The sequence below is a fragment of the uncultured Photobacterium sp. genome, assembly GCF_947502415.1.
GTDB lineage: Bacteria > Pseudomonadota > Gammaproteobacteria > Enterobacterales > Vibrionaceae > Photobacterium.
The window spans coordinates 77,333-94,871 of the sequence record NZ_CANMZV010000010.1; the positions used below are offsets into that span (position 1 = coordinate 77,333).

Consider the following 17,539-nt stretch of genomic DNA (forward strand, 5'->3'; position numbering starts at 1 on the left):
CTGAGAGCGAATGCCTTTTGGCTAGCTTTCAGATTAAATTGTGTAAGACGCCACATTTTACAAAATTTTGAGCTGCGACCATGTTCAATGTCTGCGTTCTTGCTAACACTAATTGTCCCTAGTTTTCACTAATACCAATGTAATCAATGGAATAATCACATTCGTATTTGCGCTCGCTAGTGGAAATAAGTGGCCAGTGCAATCGGGGTAGCACCAGCCACTGAAATCAGTTAGATGTTGATTGCGGTTTCTAGCGCAACGTTCATCATCTGGTTGAAAGACTTCTGGCGGTCTTCAGAGCTTAGTTTCTCGCCACGTTTGATGTGGTCAGAAACCGTCAGGATAGTCAGTGCACGCGCACCTAGCTCAGCGGCAACACCGTAGATACCTGCCGCTTCCATATCTACGCCCAGCATGCCCAGTTTTTCCATTTTTTCGAACAGGTCAGCTTCAGGGCTGTAGAACAGGTCAGCAGAGAATACGTTACCTACACGAACTGGTACGTTTTGCATGCGAGCCTGGTTTACAGATGTTTCTAGCAGGTGGAAATCAGCAATTGCTGCAAAGTCGTGGTCGTTAAAGCGGATGCGGTTAACTTTAGAGTCTGTTGATGCACCCATACCGATGATAACGTCCATTAGTTTAACGTCGTCATGTACGGCACCACAGCTACCGATACGGATTACATTCTTCACGCCGAAATCTTTGATCAGCTCGTGAACATAGATTGAGCATGATGGGATACCCATACCGTGACCCATTACAGAAACAGGCTTACCTTTGTAAGTGCCTGTGTAACCGAACATATTACGAACGTCACACACAAGCTTTACATCTTCCAGGAAGTTCTCTGCGATAAATTTGGCACGTAGCGGATCACCTGGCATTAGGACTGTTTCAGCGAAATCACCAAGTTCTGCATTGATATGTGGGGTAGCCATAGCTCACTCCTAGGAATTTGTTAATAAATGAATACGGGGAATTAAGAGAAAAAACGTTCAACAATAGTTTGGTATGCAATACCGCCCAGGTAAACACCGACGATACCCATAATGCCTGGCAATACAGGTGGTGCAGGCAGTGGAAGTTTTATGGCTGAGAAAAATAAGCCAACAATTAAACCTGCAAGGACTGCAAGTAAAATCTCGTTCATGTGTTTACCCTCTTCGTGTTGCATATGTTGTGACGGCTTGTGAGGCTGCTCTAACTGGCGCCTTATTGTTGTTGCCGTTTGATGGAGCCAGTGTAAGCAACGAGCACAAACAATCTCGCGATCGCGATCACAAATTACCTCGCTATTATCCAAAAAATCGCTCTTGATTACCAATGCTGTTGAAAGTGGGAGGGAAAACGTTTGCTTGAGAGGCTTGTGAATTAGTGAGATTAATCCGTTTTTTTTGTATTTTTATTCTCTATATCAATAATCTATGCTGTTTTGGTCGAATATTTAAGGCTGAGAAAAAATAATGCAACAGCAGAGGTGAACATGTGATCTTGTAATGGATTTCATTGTAATTCAGAGCGGGAATGGGTCAATAAGGGGGAAAATGTTCAGGGTGAAAATTAGATCTGCTTTGGTTGTTGTTATGTGAGGTAAGTATAGAGTCTGCCTGTATTGTTACTATTTACCATCGTGAAGTGAGCCTATGCACGTAACTGCTTTAACTAACTGGTATAAATTAAGCTTCTCGTCTAAGCCTAAAAGGTAGAACACTAGGGACACATCCTAGATACGATGAATACTGTTTGAACGATTTTGGCGAGGGAATGTAACTATGAAGAAGTGTTTGTTGGCGACGGTATTGGCATTGGCATCTTTACCTGCGAGTGCGGATATCCTTGGACTTTCTGTTGGGGCAACCGCTGGTGGCTCGAATGTTGAGTTTGATGGTAATAGTGAATATGGCTTTGAATATGGTATCAATGCCAAATATCAGTTTAGTGACATGTTCAGTATCAACGCTGGGGTAATACAAGGAAGTGCTGACGTTGAGGCAAATCTTCAGTCTGCCGATAATGAAATTGACTATACGGCTTTTCCTGTGACGCTACGAGGAGATATCCCGTTACTTATCGGAAACCTTTATGCCAAGGCTGGTGCGAATTATTACGATGTGGATATTGAAAGTCCCGGTGTAAAGGAAAATGATGATGGGTGGGGATTTACTGGTGGGGCTGGTGTTGTGTTGACCTTGTTGCCATTACTCGATTTCAGCTTAGGTTATGAGTATCGCAATATGGGAGACGTTGAGAGTAATGCAATTGTGCTTGGCGTTCAGCTTGGTATATAAAACAAATAATCATTTGGTTTGCACTGCAAATCTGCGTGGACATAGAAAGTAAAAAGGGAGCATACGTAATGATGATCCCTTTATTGTTTTTCTGGCCGTGAGATTATTTAATCTGCACGTAAGATGGTATTAAGTCAGCTGCAACCAGAGAGTTATCGCTGCCATAGCCACTTCCACCCCAAGCTACAATATTGCCGTCTGCTTTTATTGCCGCAAAGGCATGAGGATTTGAGAATACTTTAGCGATGTTGCTATCTTCAAAGCCACCACCCGTATTGCTATTACCCCATGAGATGATGTCGCCATTTTCTTTTACTGCCACAAAAGCGCCAGAATTCGAATAAACGGTTTTGATATCTGTTAGCTTGTCTTTAACGTTTCTGTTTCGACCGCCTGCGCTTCTGTCACCCCAGGTAATAACATTGTTATCGTTGGTGATTGCAGCAAATGCTTCGTCTGTCGAGAAGATTTCTTTAATGTTTTCTAACGAAGTAAGTCTCTTATCTCCACCCGCATCAGAGTTACCCCATTCTGTCGCTTTGCCATCATGGTGAAGAGCTGCGAAAGCTGATAGTGTGCTGTAAACGGCTTTTACATCGATTAGTTTGTGAGAGACTGAATCAGAATCTCCACCATAGAAGCCGAATCCCCAAGTGATGACAGTTCCGTCGTTCTTCAGGGCGGCGAAGGCACTCCGGTTGGAGAAAATGTCTTTCACGCCTTTGACAGGTTCTGGCAGTTCGCCACCCCAATCGCTATCACCCCAGGAAATAACTTCGCCATCAGCTCGTAGGGCAGAAAAGGCCCAACCGGTCGATGCTATTTTAGTGACGTTACTTAATGATGATGATACTAGGTTGCTGTTACCACCGTTATCTTGATCACCCCAGGTGACAACAGTGTTGTCATTTTTAATTGCGGCAAATGCATTACCATTTGAATAAATGGCTTTGATATTTGAAAGCTCATTGCCGCTGTTATTATACCCGCCTTTATCGGCGTCACCCCAGACAAACACAGAGCCGTCATTTTTTAGGGCCGCAAAAGCGCTATCGTTTGACACGATGGATTCAACATTAGTTAATGATTCGTTAAGTACACCGCCTTTGTCTTGGTCACCCCAGGCAACAACAGTACCATCATTTTTTAGGGCCGCGAATGCACTATCGTTTGATGTAATTGATTTTACATCGGTCAGTTCTTCAGTAAGTTCGCCGCCTTTGTTTTGGGCACCCCAAACCACAACAGTACCATCAGTTTTCAGTGCAGCAAATGCGCTGCTTGTGCCGGCTACCGTTTTTGCCTGAATTCGCTGGAAAATACTTTCTGAAATGCTTGGGTCGTTGTTTTCGTCAAAGAGCATAACTTTCAGCAGTTGTTTTGTTGCGTAATGATTGACATCCAGTGGAAGTTGTTTCCCTTTAAACTCAACGTCTTTCACATCGTTATAAGTGTCACCGAAAACGCCATTATCATTTGTATCTAAAATCCATGTGAATTCTGTTTTCTCTTCGATACACGATTCACATGTTACAATTGGCTGTAAGTAGTTTTTATCATCAAGAATAACAGTCTCTACTTCGATAGAAGTTAATACTGATGTGCCAGAGTTTGTAGGTTCAGTTGAAGTCGTAGCAGCAGATGTCGCCGTTGTCGCGGAAGCTGTTGGTGCTTCTGTTGTAGCGGTACCGCCATTATTACAGCCAACTAATGTAAGCGCAGCTGTAGCAGTGACCAATAAATGTTTTTTCATACACCCTCAATGATAAAGCAAATGATAATCAGTCTCAGAAGGTTGTGAATGGTAATGCGCTTTTTTGCAATTATCAACAATTATGTGATTTTAATCCAAAATTGGTTGTAATCTGTTTAATCAGGTTATGTCGCAGCCTTGTATTTTTAACCATCGTGTTAGCGGTTATGCATTGAAGTGGTGAAACTACCTCTAATCAATAGGTGTGTACGTGCATGTGGCATTACGGCTATTAATACCGCATTATCCCGTGTTTTGAATGCTTTTAGAGACGTAACTAAATAGGTTTATTTTCTTATGTTATTTAAGTTATTGAAGGGATAGGCAAGCTAAATTAATAACATTTCATGTATTTAGCCTGGTTTTATTTTATAGCCCTGAAAGTAAGCCAATTTCCTAAAAAACGAAACGGATCATAGTTGCTTAAAATAAATTCCTTTACTATGTAAACAATAAATATTGTATGCATAATCGGAGGGGTATTGATGACAAACTTTGACCATTACAGGGCTACCGTAGATAAGGTCAATACAGCCATCCTCCGTAAGGTCAAGTTACCGTGGCAGGTTGAGTATCAGATACCTGACCAGGCTTCGAATGAAGATAGTGATGAGCAAGAGCTGCTTATGGTTTCTCCAAGTGGCCTGGTTTGTCAGCGGCTTTCATTGCCCAAGTCTTCTGTAAAGGCATTCTGGGGTGATCAGGAGTCGGTTTGTTCATTGGTTAGTGAATATGTTGTTCGTGGTGCTGCTCGGCTAGCCCCGCTTCGCCAACAATCTTACCGCAATAATTTTCCACATTGGTTCGAACAGTGTGTCCAGCAATTGCATTATTTAATTGGTTCAAAAGAGCAGTTATTGCATGTGATGACAGATTCACATTATCCATTTCCGAGTAAAGTTAAAATAGAAGGTACTTATTTACCTTGCTGGGTCTGGTATAAGGAAAATAACCAATTAGCAGTGTCAGTCATTGATCGCCGGACAGGTTTATTCAGTAAACCGCAAAATGTTAATGCTGATCATCTGGTTGATAATGATAAGTGGTTTGGGGCACAGGTGATCGATTCTGCCGATGAGTGCATTGATACGATTACATATTACATTTCTGAACTGGCGAAAAAGCAAAGGGATCCTGTTGAATCAGAACCAACATTAACGGATGCTTTGCATAATCCGTGTTCGTCAACTCTGAGTCCGATTCTGAGTGTGGCGCTGATGATGGGGATTGTTGCTGGTTTCTTTATTCTTCTGAAAGTAATTTTGGGATTTTAGGGGAGCAGACCTCAATCACTTTGCAGTCATCATTGCTGGCATGTTTATAAAATGCTGATCGGTTAGTTTCATTCGAACACGGGATGATGCAAAGGTTTTACGTTGGTCTGCGCTAAAAAATCAGATAAGATCAGCGTTATGTTTTACCGTGGTGCTGGGTTATGCATAATTTAACGTTGTTATCTCAAGTTGAAAAAAATCGTATTGAACTAGACAAGCAGGCTGCCTATGCCGTCTGGCAGATAAAAAATGCTAAACGAGGCTATGAGGTGATTGCTGAGCTGAGCAATAACATCGATGATGATGACGCCCGTGAGTTTTTCGATAATGCTGTGACAAAATATAAGACACAGATGGGTGTTGCATAACCCGTAAGTTAGAAGAATTGTTTTTGAAAAAGCTGCCATTGGCAGCTTTTTTTGATCCTGGTCGTCAGATATTGATTAAATCATCAGTCTTTGATGTGAAGCTCATTATTCTGAGGCATAATGCGCGCCTTTTTCTTTGTGGTCTGGTATCTTAAATAAAGATATAGCCGGAAAAGAAAGTGGGAAGTCTGGATTTTGGCTTCTCGATTTCAGGTTGAATAATTGGTAGTTAGCCGGTTACCGTTGACACGAACATGACTTCCTGAAAGCGATAGTTGGTCAGTTAAAAAAGCCGGTATAAAAGGAAGGCGAAATGAGTGCGAGCAAGAAGGTCCTTGTTGTTGATGACGATCAGGAGATTCGCGAGCTACTGGATGAATACCTGACAAAAGCAGGTTTTACCGTAACAACAGCGGCCGAAGGCGAAGAAATGAAGCGTCGGTTGGCAATGGGTTATCCCGATCTCATTTTATTGGATGTCATGATGCCGGGCGATGATGGTTTCACCTTGTGTCAGTACATTCGCAAAACTTCTGATGTACCAATTATTATGCTGACGGCGGTATCGGATGAAATGGATCAGATTATTGGTCTTGAGCTCGGTGCCGATGATTATATCGCCAAGCCATTCAGTCCTCGTCAGCTGATGGCGCGTATCAAGGCGTTATTGCGTCGGGTGAAACCAACGGAAACTCAGCAGGCTCCGGCAACACCGAAAGCAATCCGCTTTGCAAACTGGCGTCTGGAGACGGGTTCCCAGCGTTTATTCGATCTGGAAAAGGGCAAAGATTACGAACTGTCTGGCAGTGATTTTGCACTTCTGATGCTATTTCTTACCCGTCCGAATGAAGTGCTGGATCGGGATACTATTTCTTTTGCTACGCGTGGTCGCGAAGCTCATCCTTCTGAACGTGGCATTGATGTTCAGCTTAGCCGGTTGCGCCAGCGTTTGGGCGATAAAGGCACACAGCAACGGTTAATTAAAACGATTCGTGGTAATGGATATGCCTTTAATGCCGAGGTTACCTACGAAGAGTGATCCCCTCCTGATGTGATATAAAAGGCATCGCAACATGAATTGGAAAAAATGGTGGCCAAAGTCGTTGTTGGCTCGCACCTTATGGCTTACTTTGCTGGCTGTATTTCTGGCACAGATGATTGCCACAGTTATTTGGTATGGTCAGTCAAAGCAACGGGATTTAGAGGGGCTTGAATCGGCATCTGCCAGTATGGCCTCCATGTTTGCCTCTACCGTGACTTTCTTTCAATCACTCCCGTTGGAGTACCGGCACATTGTGCTGGATCAGTTGCGGAATATGGGGGGAACCCGTTTTTTTGTTTCGTTCAACGAAGAAGAAATTAAGATTGAACCTATCCCTTCCTCGCAAATGAAAAATACGGCTGTGCGGGTGTTTGAGGAAGTTCTTAAAGAAAAACTACCGCGCCTTGATGTTATTCGGGTAGAGTTTTCCCGTCCTGAAACCCTTCATGTTCTGAAAAACGATATTTTACTCAGTGATCTGCCGCGTTCATGGGCACATTATACCCTCAGTCTGGAGCCTTTTAATCCGCCTATACTGGTTGTTCAGCTTGAGCTGGCAGCGAATGAGTGGCTTTATATTGCCGCTTTACTACCTTCCCCTTACGCTACTCTGGATGATGAAATCATTACCAAGCAGCAAGTGCTGTTCCTTATTTTTATTACTACGCTGCTGTTGGTGTTTACTTACTTCATGATCCGTCGTCAGACTAAGCCGCTCAAACGGCTTGCCAATGCAGCTAATGCTTTGAGTTTTGATATTTACCAGCCACCGTTGGTAGAAGAAGGCGCGAGTGAGTTGGTTACGGCAACTCAGGCATTTAATCGGATGCAGTTGCGCTTGCGCCGTTATATTGATGATCGTGAGCATCTGTTCTCGGCAATCTCACATGATCTGAAAACACCGATCACCCGTTTGCGTCTTCGAGCTGAATTGATTGACGATGACGCTAAAGTCGAAAAATTCAATCGGGATTTGGATGAGTTGGAAATGATGGTGAAGGGAGCGTTGCAGACGGTAAAAGACACTGATCTTCATGAAAACCTGACTCAGGTAAATCTGTCGGAAATGTTGCGCAGTATTGCCGAGCGGCACAATAGTCCGCGTATTAAGGTTCACCTGCCTGATACTAAAATCGCACCTATGATGGCTAAGCCGTTGGCGCTGAAGCGTTGTTTGAGTAACCTGATAGACAATGGAGTGAAGTACGGGCATGAGGTTAATATTATCGTCTCGGATGAACCTGATGCCTTGGTGTTGATAATCAAAGATAAAGGCGAAGGTATACCGGAAGAGCTACTAGAAGCTGTTTTTGAACCATATTTTCGTATAGCCAAGGACGATGAAGGCCACGGATTGGGAATGGGAATTTCGCGTAATATTATTCATGCCCACGGTGGTGATATGACAATTCATAACGCCAAAGAGGGCGGCTTGGAAGTAAAGGTTTATATTCCGCGTCTGCTTAAAGAGTAGGGCCGGAGTGTTCGGGGTAAAATCAGAATGAAGATGTTAAAACGGACATTATCGGCATTGACGCTGGTGCTTTCAAGCGCTGTTGCTTCTGCGGGTGAAGTCGAAGTGCTGCACTGGTGGACTTCTGGCGGTGAAGCAAAGGCTGTATCAGTTCTAAAAAAAATAATGGAAGAGCAGGGCAACAGTTGGAAAGATTTTGCTATTGCCGGCGGTGGTGGTGAAAGTGCCATGACCGTTTTAAAAACCCGCGCAGTATCAGGGAATCCGCCATCGGCTGCACAAATTAAAGGGCATGATATTCAGGAGTGGGGAAGACTTGGCTTTTTAACTGATTTGAGTGACGTTGCTGATGCGGAGAGTTGGGACAAGGTATTGCCGGAAGTTGTTACTCGAGTGATGAAATATGACGGCAACTATGTGGCTGTTCCTGTAAACGTTCACCGGGTTAATTGGCTGTGGGTGAACCCGGAGGTTCTTAAAAAGTCCGGGGCAAATGTACCGACGTCCTTGGCTGAGTTCTTTGTTGCTGCGGATAAAATTAAAGCGGCTGGATTTGTCCCGTTAGCTCACGGCGGCCAGCCATGGCAGGATATTACTTTATTTGAGGCTGTGGCGCTTGCCGTGCTGGGGGCTGAAGATTACCAGAAAGCATTCGTTAGTTTGGATATGGATGTGCTGTCTGGCGATAAAATGACTGATGTTTTTATACAGTTTAGCAAGATGCGAGATTACATCGATCCTCATTATCGCGGACGTAGCTGGAATGCGGCAACCTCAATGGTGATCAATGGGGAGGCCGCAATGCAAATTATGGGCGATTGGGCTAAAGGGGAGTTTGCAGCGGCTGGTAAGGTACCGGGGAAAGATTACCTATGTGTGGCGGCACCAGGTACGCAAGGGAAGTTTACTTACAATATTGATAGTTTCGCCTTTTTTAAATTGAGTGATGAAGCAAATCGGAAGGCTCAGAAAGAGCTGGCCAGGACAATCCTGGATAAGAATTTCCAGGAAATTTTCAACCTGAATAAAGGGTCGATTCCGGTTCGCCTTGATATGGATATGAGTAAGTTTGATCAGTGTGCGCTGGATTCTATGGCAACGTTTAAAGCGACATCTACCAATGGCGAGTTAGTGCCAAGTGTCTCACAGGGGCTGGCAACGACAAGCTATGTGCAGGCTGCCATTTTTGATGTTGTGACCAATTTCTTCAATGCTAAGTCTCCGGACCCAGAGCAGGCGGCCAGTAAGCTGGCGCGGGCTGTTAAGTCTGCTATTTAGTTTTGGTATTAATTGCTGGCTCAGGTATTCGCTGGGCCCAGCATTCTCATTATTGTCTCATCTGTTTTTTACTTTCATACCTATTCCTAAAGCATTTTATATAATTGTTATATGCAGCAAGAGGGAAGTTGGGAATGAAGCTACTTTTTCTTGTTCGTCATGCAAAGTCTTCTTGGGATGATCTTACTTTAGATGATTTCGATCGGCCGTTGAGTGAACGGGGCATGAAGAATGTACCAGACATGGTTTTCCGTCTTGATGCTTGGAAAACCGGTCCACAGTTAATCATATCGAGTACTGCGCTGAGAGCGGCACAGACCGCTTCTTTCTTTGTTCAGGGGCTTACAGGCCAGCCGAGATTGGAAATTTGTCCCGAACTGTATACAGAATCTGCCGATGAGTTACTTGAGGTGATTGAAGGAAGCCCGAAACAAGTCGATCGATTAATGGTGATATGTCATAACCCGGCACTCAATGAGCTGATTAATCGCTTGGGTTTTGCGCTTGAGAATTTACCGACTTGCGGCGTTGTTGTTTTTGGGTTTGAGGTTGATTGCTGGCAAGCCATTACCAGTGAGCCAGCGGTTACGATTTATTATGATTATCCAAAGAGAAAGAAGGTAAAATAAAACTTGGTGATAGCTAATTGTTCGCTTTGGTGTTGATTTGATCGCTTGGTTTTTAACTCCTGTTAATAGGCTTTACAACGAACTTAATGCTATATATTATTTGCAGCACTTACGGAGAGATGGCTGAGTGGTTGAAAGCACCGGTCTTGAAAACCGGCATACGTTTGTAGCGTATCTAGGGTTCAAATCCCTATCTCTCCGCCACTTCTAGAGAAACCGCTGAACTATCAGCGGTTTTTTTATATCTTAAATCTAAAGTAGATTCCCCCTTCGACGTTCAATTACCAGCGTAACAAACAAGATCAAACAGCAATTAGGGATATTTATTTCGTCCACGTAAACGCAATAATAACGGCTGTGAATGTATTCATGGCTTTTATCTCGTTGTTTATTGGTAGCTCGGTGTAAGGGTATGTGACAGACCTATTCACTTTTCCGGCATGCTTATTGTGCTCTTTCGCCATATTTACGATACCCGAGTTTTTGGAATGAATTGCCCATTAAAAGTGAAATTCTTGCAAGCACATAAACGTATTTATTAGCAATATATGTGTCAATAACGACCTAAAGATAATATGGTTACAATTTTACTGGGATGAAAATCATCATTCAATTGGCATTGGGTATGTTTGTTGCTATCTTCATTCAATAAGCGTATTTGCTTTTCGTGAATATAACCTGATAGCTATAATAATATAATTTACCGCTTATTTTGTGGTCTTATTTAAAGGTTGTTGTTTTTTAATTTCAGGGTGTTTTATACCCAGAGAGTATGAGTCTGCTTTCTTAATCATAATCTTATTTAGGCGATTGTGATAAATTAAATCAAGTGAAATAATCTGGTTGTTAATAATGGTATATAAAAATTTATCAATAGGTAAGAAAATTGCTGTCGTTTTTACGTTGATAACAGCAATAATTATTGCATTTGGCATATTTTTGATGGGCGAGTTGAAAGTAATTCGTTCAGGGGTGTTAAATTTTGCTGACTCTACGATACCAAGCCTTATGTCTGTTGAAGACATAATATTTGAGTTGTCTTATGTTCGCCGTACTCAGTATGCAATTTTAACCTACAGCGACTCTAAAAAGATCCGTCAAAGAATTGATAAAGCTGATCAGCAAAATAGGCAAATTGAGAAGATGATGGATGCATATCGCACTGCAGTTGAATCTTATGCTGGTGAGTACGAGTTGCAGGTGCTTAGAGATATTAACAAGGCTTGGAGAGGTTATCAGGAGTCGCTAAATGGCTTTGCTAAAGCGGCTGCAAAGGGAGATTTGGCTACGGCGCAGCCGATTCTTGCTGGTACCTTTGATGAATTTCAAGCCTTGACCTCTGCATTAGATAAGTTGAAAGAGATTAATTTAGATTTTATTCAGCGTAATCGTAACGATATGCTGGCGAGTACGGATCGGGTTAGCAGCATTTCTTTTGCCGTTGTTTCTGCACTTGCATTCTTTATGGTGCTGATGAACTTATTTCTGACCCGTCAGATCTGTCGTCCGTTAAATCAGGTGATGAATTTATCGAGTGAAATTGCGTCAGGTAATCTTACTCATCACTTAAATCGTGATGAAATAGGTAATGATGAACTGGGTCAGTTGGCTGATTCCAGTATGAAAATGCAGGATAACCTGCGTGTGCTTGTTGAAGAGATTGTGGCTGCTGTTACTCAGCTTAGTGCCGCCGTTGAAGAAGTCAGCGCAATATCTGAGCAGTCATCTCAAGGGATGCAGCAACAGCAAAATGAGATCACTATGGTTGCAACGGCCATGGATCAGATGAAAGCAACTGTCGCTGAGGTTGCTAGTAATACTGAAATGGCTTCGGTATCCGCTTCCTCGGCAAATGATGAAGCTAAGCTGGGTTGCCAGGATATTCAGCAGAGTATTGAATCAATCTTGCGGGTATCACAAGAGATTGAAAATGCCGGTCAGCTGGTTGAGCAGCTTGAAAGCGAGTCTAACAATATCAGCATGGTCGTGGATGTTATCCGTGATATCGCTGATCAGACTAACTTGTTGGCGCTTAATGCTGCGATTGAGGCTGCTCGAGCCGGTGAACAAGGTCGTGGATTTGCTGTCGTAGCAGATGAGGTTCGTACTCTGGCTGGTCGTACCCAGGACTCGACGGGTGAGATTGTTGCAATCATTGATAAATTGCAAAAAAGTGCCACAGAAGCTAAAGAGGCGACAACAGAAAGCTGTAGCATGATCCGAGGCTGTGTTACTCAGAGCCAGAATACCGGTAAAACGATGGAGAGTATCGAACAGAGCATCGTTCAGATAGCGGATATGGGACAGCAAATTGCGAGTGCTTGCAGTGAGCAGGATTCCGTGGCAGAAGAGCTGGGACGTAACGTCGAGAGTATTAACCTGTCATCGAAAGAAGTGGCAGCAGGAGCTGGTCAAACTGCTCAGGCGAGTGTCGAACTTAGCCAGCTGGCAGCTAATTTGCAGGCAATGATGAGCCGGTTCCGTGTTTCTTAACCAATTGACTATTAAAAGATAATAAAAAACCGCTGCTTATGGGCAGCGGTTTTTTTTAACTATTCAAATATTCGATTTGTTTAAGCCATTGTTGAACTATCGCATCATATTCAGGAGCTTTAACCTGGCGAAGGTGTTCATTCGACAGCGTGTACTCTTTTAGTTCATAGCAACAGATAGCCAGCATAAAACGCCATTGGGCATTTGTTGGTTCGCTGGTGACCAAAGAGGTTAATGCCTTTTGTGCTACTTGCCACTTGCCTAACCTGAAAGCGATTTGAGCTTTTTGTGCAAGCTGTGCCGGAGTCAGTTGCTGGATCTGCTCAATGGTATTTAAGGTTTTAAGTACCGCGCTGTGATCGCGACCGACAAGGTTCGCGTTTGTTAGTATCTGATAATACGCTTTTGTATCTTTTATCCGATTCTCTTCTTTTGCTCGCTCTAATACGGTGACAGCCTTATGTGGCACAGATTGACTGATATAGAGCTGAGCCAGTAAAGGCCATGAGCGATCTGGTAATATATCTGAGTTAAACGCTGCTGCCAGGATATTGAGCGCTTTCTTCGGTTCCTGATTTTCAAGGTAGTTATAACCTAGTCGTTCCCAGTAGTCTCCGTTAGCAGGGAACAGCTTGGTCATTGTAATAAGTAACCCTCTGGCTTTCGCCTTTTGTTGTGTTTTTTCATACAAAGAGAGTAACAGACGGTAATCGTTTTCTTTTCGCTGTTCAATTTCCAGAGCTTGTAATACATCGCGAATAGCAAGTTCTGTTTTATCCTGTTGTAGGTAAGCGTGAGCTGAAAAAAGATAGTTATTGGCTAGTTCTGTTTTTTTGTCTTTATACTGTGCTGGATTAGTTTGTTTGATCTTATTCAACTGACTGTTTGCCACTGGGAACCACCGGGATAAAAATGAGGTGGTAAGAGGGTATAACTGCTGTTGATAGCTTAATTGGGCACCAAGTAAGTTGAAGTTAAGGGCTTGCTCCGGCGTTAGTTTATACTCCACCATTTCCTGGATTCGTTGAAGTGCGCATGAATAGTTTGTTAAGACCATGCAGTTTTGCAGGTACAAATTGGCCGCCAACAGTTTTACCGTCTCCGGCTGAGTCTTGGAAAATGTATAAAACTGCTCAACTGCTGCAGAAGCTTCTTCCGGTGAACGTTCCATGGCCTTTTGGATGCGTTGGTAAGATTGATAGATCTCTGGTGAGACTTCGATGGCATTAACGCTAAATGCGGCCAGCATGAAAAAGAGCGCGCAGAATTTATTTGTTAAGTACATAACTGATTTTTAATTGTTGCCAAGGTGACTGGCCTGCAGCTGGTGGCTGAAAACGCCAGCGGTAAGCCGCTCGGGTTGCGGATTGGGCAAATACGCCAACAGGTTGTTCTGAAATAACTTTAACTTTTGACACCTTGCCATTTTCTTCAATAAACAAATGAAGTAAGACTTCTCCTTCAATTCCCATCTGTTTTGCTCTTGGCGGATATTGCGGAGGCAGTTGGAAAACAGGTGTCGCTGAAATCAGGCCGCTGGAAATATTGGATCGAAGCGTACTGTTAGAGGTTACAAGCGTCAGATCAACCTTTGTCAGAGATAGCTCGAGACTAAATTCGGTTGCGGTCATTGCTGGTAAGGCGATGGCCTGAACCGGACTAATTTTGGAAACCGACAGGTTAATTTCCGGCATGGGTAATTGGCTGACCGCTGGTTGTTCAGCCGTGTGCGCCAGTTCAGTTGGTTCTTCCGGCTGTAGCTGCTCTTCAGGCGTGCGAAATTGCCTGAATGAAAGCTGCATTTCCTGTGATGATGTTTTTGGTGGTGTGCCCCAGACTAAGGTGTTCATAATGACAACCAAGATGGCATTAATGACCAGCGCCAGTATGCCGCCCATAATATAGATACTAACTTTTTTTGTTGGTAGCAACGGCGACATTGCTGACTCCTGCCAGGCGAACCTGATCTAATGTTTCTATTAATTTACCTGTCGCCACATTGCTATCGGCATTGATCACCACAGAGACTTGCTCACTTTGTTGTGCTCGGCTTTTGATTTCACTTTTGACGAAACGGATATCTATCGGGTTTTTATCCAGCCAAATTGTGCCTTCTTGATCTATAGAAACAACGATATTTTTAGCTGTCTGTGTGTCGCTGATACTACTGTCAGGACGGTTTACTTCAATACTGTTGAGCTTGGTAAAAGAGGCACTTACCAAGAAGAAGATGAGCAGAATGAACACCATATCGATAAGTGGCGTCATATTGATGTCAACGGAATCCTGGTTGTCAGTCGAGTGGTAATTACGCATCGGTCATACTCGGGATAATTGCTGGGAAAATGTCAGAGTAAATTTTTGGGCACGCTGTTTAAGTCGATGATGAAAAAATACACCTGATAATGAAGTCACTAAGCCAGCCAGTGTTGTGAGCAGGGCACTGGCTATACCGACAGAAAATGACAGGTAACTGCCAACCTCGGCAGTCATACTTTGAAAAGTTGTTATCATGCCGTTAACTGTACCGAGCAGCCCAAGAAGCGGCAGTATTTTTGCCAGTGTATTAATCATCATTTGATGTGAATACATATATTGGGAAAAAAGGTTAACAAGGCAGCCGCGGCTGCTCTCGTTAGCACGTTTATTCTTTTGTAGTTTTGCCCATAATGATGAATAGGATGCTGTTAGTTCTTTACGGTATTGCCACTGTTTAAAGAAGGCGGTACCGATCAGATACCACATCAGGCATGACACCAGCATAATGAGCCAAAAGATTACACTGCCTCGTATAAATTGTTCGAAGGCATCATTGATCATGGCTTTCATCCACTTCGCGCAGCGCGATCAGTCCGGCTCCCTGGTGTTCAAGGATATGGATCAGAGCGTTACTTTTATTGTTAAGAAGGCAGTGGATCAGTACCAAAGGTATGGAGACAACAAGTCCAAGAGCCGTGGTCAACAATGCCTGAGAAATACCTGATGACAGGATTTTCGGGCTACCATTACCAAATGCAGTAATGGCCTGAAATGTTTCAATCATCCCGGATACTGTACCTAACAAGCCTAATAAAGGAGCAATTCCAGCAAGAACGGCGAGGGTTGGTAAACCTTTTTTGAGTAGTGGGATCTCCCCAAGAACGACTTCGTCCAATAAACGACTAAGTTGCTCTGCTTTGATATTGGTTTGACGGCCAACTTTCAGGATCCTACCTAGCGGATTATCACCTGGCTGATCAAGGTTCATTCGCTGATGTTGAATTTGTTTATTTTGGCGGAAAAGCCTGATTCCCTGGATCGCCGAAATAATGAGACCAACACACCCAACCAGCAAAATTAAATAGCCGACGACACCTGCTTGCTGAATACGCTGCCAGTTGTCAGGTTGATCGCCGGCGATCGCAATCAGGGTGCCGCGTGATGGATCGATGGTTACCGTTGCAGGGCCTGATGTTTGTTGCTCAAACTGTGTAATCAGATCAAGCGGTTTACCTTGCGGTTGTTTAGGTAGCAACATAAACGCGCCATTATTTTCCAGGTAACGGACATATCCGTTTTGGTCAAAGGCCGTGAATGTTCCTAATCGGGTGATCAGGCGTTGCTCAATCGCACCATTTGGTAGCACGACTGAAGAATCAAAAGAAGCAATTTTTCCGCTTTCAACCATCTGAAGAAGATAACCAGCCCAAAGGTGCTGGATATCCTGGCTATTCGGTTGGTACTTGGTATTCAGTAATGGTGTTAGACGATTCTGTTCATCAGGAAACTGGGCTGAAAGCATTGAGTTTTTAAGGTGATGATCAAGCTCGCTTGCCGCTGAGTTTAATTGTTTAAACACCTGCTGAAGGTCAGCACTTTCCTCGGCTAATTTGCGAGTAAGCTCTGCAATTTCATTTCGATTATGATCAATTTTACTAATGAATTGATCTGTTTGGATATTCAGCGTTGTCAGTCGCTTTTTTGCCGCATTCGTTGCTTCAATTTGTTGCGTGTTAAGAGCCTTAAATTTTTCAAGCTGTGCTTTATCAAGGGCTATTTCTTGTTGGTAGCCTTGCTGGACTTTTTTTAGCAGGCTATCGAGTTCGTTACTGTAACCTGTGTTGGTGATCACAGCACTGATCATAATTAGAATAATTTTTTTCATTAGTCAGCTCGATAAACTGGAAGTGAAAGAAGTTGTGGCGAAATTTGTTGTTCTGCCAGCTTAATTGCATTGCTTACCTGGCGGATGCCTTCATCGGAAAGTACTATCCAGCTCTTTGATTGGCTATTCCACATTCCACCTTGTTGCTGATCTGGCGTTAGGTAATAAAGTGCTAATCGGCCAATTCGAAGCTGCGTCATTAAGGTTGGTGAATCACTAAATGGAAGTGGTGCTTGCCAGCTTTCAATTGTGGAACCGTATTCTGTTTCTATTTGGTAGGCTTCTAGAATACGGCGAAACTTATCGCTGGTATCCAGAGTAGGGTTACCTTGCAGTTTTTTTATTTCTTGAATTCTTGCCTGTCGTTCATCCCAAAGAAATGGCACATCGTTGGTGATGAATTGATCCAGAACGTCAATCATATTGCCCATTTGCGGAATGAGCTGTTGGCGAGTGCGAGCCAGTGATGCTCGCTGTTCTATCAGACGTTGTTTCTGCTTTTCTTGTTCCGCAATTTGATCCGACAAATTTTGATTGTATTTCGATGTTAATGCCGTTTCGCGCAGAACATTGTGAAATTCCTGAATAAGCACATCAGTGTTGTCATCGATGGTTTCGATTTTTTTGTGCGTTAGTGACGCTGAATCCAGTGCTTTCTTTTGCGTTTCTATAACTGGTTCAAGATGGGAATCGGCCCGAGTTATAGGTGTCAGTGCAGATAGGCTAAACAACGCCAAAGATAGCCAAAGGTTTCTTTTCATGTGGTTATTAGGTGTGAAACAAATTAGGTTGT

18 protein-coding genes and 1 tRNA gene are annotated in these 17,539 nt (G+C 43.3%); 9 read left to right on the forward strand and 10 right to left on the reverse strand.

Going from position 1 to position 17,539, the window contains the following annotated elements:
• Window positions 1–230: 230 nt before the first annotated feature.
• Entirely contained in the window at window positions 231–941 is a 711-nt protein-coding gene (deoD, locus tag Q0852_RS12375) for a purine-nucleoside phosphorylase (RefSeq protein ID WP_299018345.1), read from the reverse strand.
• A gap of 41 nt (window positions 942–982) precedes the next feature.
• The gene (locus tag Q0852_RS12380) at window positions 983–1,153 is read right to left on the reverse strand and encodes a XapX domain-containing protein (protein WP_299018346.1); all 171 of its coding nucleotides are present in this window, start codon (window positions 1,151–1,153) and stop codon (window positions 983–985) included.
• Between the two features lie 622 nt (window positions 1,154–1,775).
• Between Q0852_RS12380 and Q0852_RS12385 the strand changes: the two genes are divergently transcribed.
• Window positions 1,776–2,291 carry a porin family protein gene (locus Q0852_RS12385; protein ID WP_299018348.1) on the forward strand — a complete coding sequence of 172 codons (516 nt, stop codon included), beginning with the start codon at window positions 1,776–1,778 and terminating at the stop codon, window positions 2,289–2,291.
• A gap of 103 nt (window positions 2,292–2,394) precedes the next feature.
• Here the strand turns inward: Q0852_RS12385 and Q0852_RS12390 are convergent, their stop codons facing one another.
• Window positions 2,395–4,044: a hypothetical protein gene (locus tag Q0852_RS12390; protein ID WP_299018350.1), complete on the reverse strand. Its 1,650-nt coding sequence runs from the start codon at window positions 4,042–4,044 to the stop codon at window positions 2,395–2,397.
• 485 nt (window positions 4,045–4,529) lie between these two features.
• Here Q0852_RS12390 and Q0852_RS12395 point away from each other — a divergent pair, with 485 nt between their 5' ends.
• From Q0852_RS12395 to Q0852_RS12425, 7 genes are all read left to right on the forward strand, one after another.
• A complete protein-coding gene (locus tag Q0852_RS12395) occupies window positions 4,530–5,318 on the forward strand; it encodes a hypothetical protein (protein WP_299018352.1) in 789 nt (262 codons plus the stop codon).
• Window positions 5,319–5,479: 161 nt separating this feature from the next.
• Window positions 5,480–5,686 carry a DUF3283 family protein gene (locus Q0852_RS12400; RefSeq protein WP_299018353.1) on the forward strand — a complete coding sequence of 69 codons (207 nt, stop codon included), beginning with the start codon at window positions 5,480–5,482 and terminating at the stop codon, window positions 5,684–5,686.
• A 313-nt stretch (window positions 5,687–5,999) separates the two neighbouring features.
• Window positions 6,000–6,725, forward strand: a complete 726-nt coding sequence (locus Q0852_RS12405) for a response regulator transcription factor (RefSeq protein ID WP_299018355.1) — start codon at window positions 6,000–6,002, stop codon at window positions 6,723–6,725.
• A 34-nt stretch (window positions 6,726–6,759) separates the two neighbouring features.
• Window positions 6,760–8,202 (forward strand): ATP-binding protein, encoded by a 1,443-nt coding sequence (locus Q0852_RS12410; protein WP_299018357.1) that lies wholly within the window; start codon window positions 6,760–6,762, stop codon window positions 8,200–8,202.
• A 27-nt stretch (window positions 8,203–8,229) separates the two neighbouring features.
• A complete protein-coding gene (locus tag Q0852_RS12415) occupies window positions 8,230–9,480 on the forward strand; it encodes an ABC transporter substrate-binding protein (protein ID WP_299018359.1) in 1,251 nt (416 codons plus the stop codon).
• Window positions 9,481–9,614: 134 nt separating this feature from the next.
• Window positions 9,615–10,109 carry a histidine phosphatase family protein gene (locus Q0852_RS12420; protein ID WP_299018360.1) on the forward strand — a complete coding sequence of 165 codons (495 nt, stop codon included), beginning with the start codon at window positions 9,615–9,617 and terminating at the stop codon, window positions 10,107–10,109.
• 113 nt (window positions 10,110–10,222) lie between these two features.
• A tRNA-Ser gene (locus Q0852_RS12425) sits at window positions 10,223–10,313 on the forward strand.
• A 503-nt stretch (window positions 10,314–10,816) separates the two neighbouring features.
• Here Q0852_RS12425 and Q0852_RS12430 read toward each other — a convergent pair.
• Window positions 10,817–11,134, reverse strand: coding sequence for a hypothetical protein (locus Q0852_RS12430; protein ID WP_299018503.1), 318 nt, complete (start codon window positions 11,132–11,134; stop codon window positions 10,817–10,819).
• On the opposite strand from Q0852_RS12430, the gene Q0852_RS12435 reads away from it, so the two are divergent.
• The gene (locus tag Q0852_RS12435) at window positions 11,016–12,602 is read left to right on the forward strand and encodes a methyl-accepting chemotaxis protein (RefSeq protein ID WP_299018495.1); all 1,587 of its coding nucleotides are present in this window, start codon (window positions 11,016–11,018) and stop codon (window positions 12,600–12,602) included. The two genes, Q0852_RS12430 and Q0852_RS12435, sit on opposite strands and share 119 nt — an antisense overlap.
• Window positions 12,603–12,657: 55 nt before the next feature.
• On the opposite strand, the gene Q0852_RS12440 is transcribed toward Q0852_RS12435, so the two are convergent.
• From Q0852_RS12440 to Q0852_RS12465, 6 genes are read right to left on the reverse strand one after another with little or no spacing between them, the layout of a single operon-like run.
• Window positions 12,658–13,887 (reverse strand): tetratricopeptide repeat protein, encoded by a 1,230-nt coding sequence (locus Q0852_RS12440; protein WP_299018362.1) that lies wholly within the window; start codon window positions 13,885–13,887, stop codon window positions 12,658–12,660.
• Complete coding sequence (locus Q0852_RS12445) at window positions 13,871–14,542, reverse strand: energy transducer TonB (RefSeq protein WP_299018364.1); 672 nt, start codon at window positions 14,540–14,542, stop codon at window positions 13,871–13,873. The genes Q0852_RS12440 and Q0852_RS12445 overlap by 17 nt, the downstream gene beginning before the upstream one ends.
• A complete protein-coding gene (locus Q0852_RS12450; protein ID WP_299018365.1) occupies window positions 14,511–14,918 on the reverse strand; it encodes a biopolymer transporter ExbD in 408 nt (135 codons plus the stop codon). The genes Q0852_RS12445 and Q0852_RS12450 overlap by 32 nt, the downstream gene beginning before the upstream one ends.
• Before the next feature lie 3 nt (window positions 14,919–14,921).
• A complete protein-coding gene (locus Q0852_RS12455; protein ID WP_299018367.1) occupies window positions 14,922–15,422 on the reverse strand; it encodes a MotA/TolQ/ExbB proton channel family protein in 501 nt (166 codons plus the stop codon).
• A complete protein-coding gene (locus Q0852_RS12460; RefSeq protein WP_299018369.1) occupies window positions 15,412–16,746 on the reverse strand; it encodes a MotA/TolQ/ExbB proton channel family protein in 1,335 nt (444 codons plus the stop codon). Before Q0852_RS12460 ends, Q0852_RS12455 begins: the two co-directional genes overlap by 11 nt.
• Window positions 16,746–17,507, reverse strand: a complete 762-nt coding sequence (locus tag Q0852_RS12465; RefSeq protein ID WP_299018371.1) for a DUF3450 domain-containing protein — start codon at window positions 17,505–17,507, stop codon at window positions 16,746–16,748. Before Q0852_RS12465 ends, Q0852_RS12460 begins: the two co-directional genes overlap by 1 nt.
• Window positions 17,508–17,539 lie beyond the last annotated feature (32 nt).

Excerpts from the sequence above, each read along its gene's own strand:
- deoD (WP_299018345.1), bottom strand. The coding sequence starts at position 941 with ATGGCTACCCCACATATCAATGCAGAACTTGGTGATTTCGCTGAAACA.
- Q0852_RS12380 (WP_299018346.1), bottom strand. The coding sequence starts at position 1,153 with ATGAACGAGATTTTACTTGCAGTCCTTGCAGGTTTAATTGTTGGCTTA.
- Q0852_RS12385 (WP_299018348.1), top strand. The coding sequence starts at position 1,776 with ATGAAGAAGTGTTTGTTGGCGACGGTATTGGCATTGGCATCTTTACCT.
- Q0852_RS12390 (WP_299018350.1), bottom strand. The coding sequence starts at position 4,044 with ATGAAAAAACATTTATTGGTCACTGCTACAGCTGCGCTTACATTAGTT.
- Q0852_RS12395 (WP_299018352.1), top strand. The coding sequence starts at position 4,530 with ATGACAAACTTTGACCATTACAGGGCTACCGTAGATAAGGTCAATACA.
- Q0852_RS12400 (WP_299018353.1), top strand. The coding sequence starts at position 5,480 with ATGCATAATTTAACGTTGTTATCTCAAGTTGAAAAAAATCGTATTGAA.
- Q0852_RS12405 (WP_299018355.1), top strand. The coding sequence starts at position 6,000 with ATGAGTGCGAGCAAGAAGGTCCTTGTTGTTGATGACGATCAGGAGATT.
- Q0852_RS12410 (WP_299018357.1), top strand. The coding sequence starts at position 6,760 with ATGAATTGGAAAAAATGGTGGCCAAAGTCGTTGTTGGCTCGCACCTTA.
- Q0852_RS12415 (WP_299018359.1), top strand. The coding sequence starts at position 8,230 with ATGAAGATGTTAAAACGGACATTATCGGCATTGACGCTGGTGCTTTCA.
- Q0852_RS12420 (WP_299018360.1), top strand. The coding sequence starts at position 9,615 with ATGAAGCTACTTTTTCTTGTTCGTCATGCAAAGTCTTCTTGGGATGAT.
- Q0852_RS12430 (WP_299018503.1), bottom strand. The coding sequence starts at position 11,134 with ATGTCTTCAACAGACATAAGGCTTGGTATCGTAGAGTCAGCAAAATTT.
- Q0852_RS12440 (WP_299018362.1), bottom strand. The coding sequence starts at position 13,887 with ATGTACTTAACAAATAAATTCTGCGCGCTCTTTTTCATGCTGGCCGCA.
- Q0852_RS12445 (WP_299018364.1), bottom strand. The coding sequence starts at position 14,542 with ATGTCGCCGTTGCTACCAACAAAAAAAGTTAGTATCTATATTATGGGC.
- Q0852_RS12450 (WP_299018365.1), bottom strand. The coding sequence starts at position 14,918 with ATGCGTAATTACCACTCGACTGACAACCAGGATTCCGTTGACATCAAT.
- Q0852_RS12455 (WP_299018367.1), bottom strand. The coding sequence starts at position 15,422 with ATGATCAATGATGCCTTCGAACAATTTATACGAGGCAGTGTAATCTTT.
- Q0852_RS12460 (WP_299018369.1), bottom strand. The coding sequence starts at position 16,746 with ATGAAAAAAATTATTCTAATTATGATCAGTGCTGTGATCACCAACACA.
- Q0852_RS12465 (WP_299018371.1), bottom strand. The coding sequence starts at position 17,507 with ATGAAAAGAAACCTTTGGCTATCTTTGGCGTTGTTTAGCCTATCTGCA.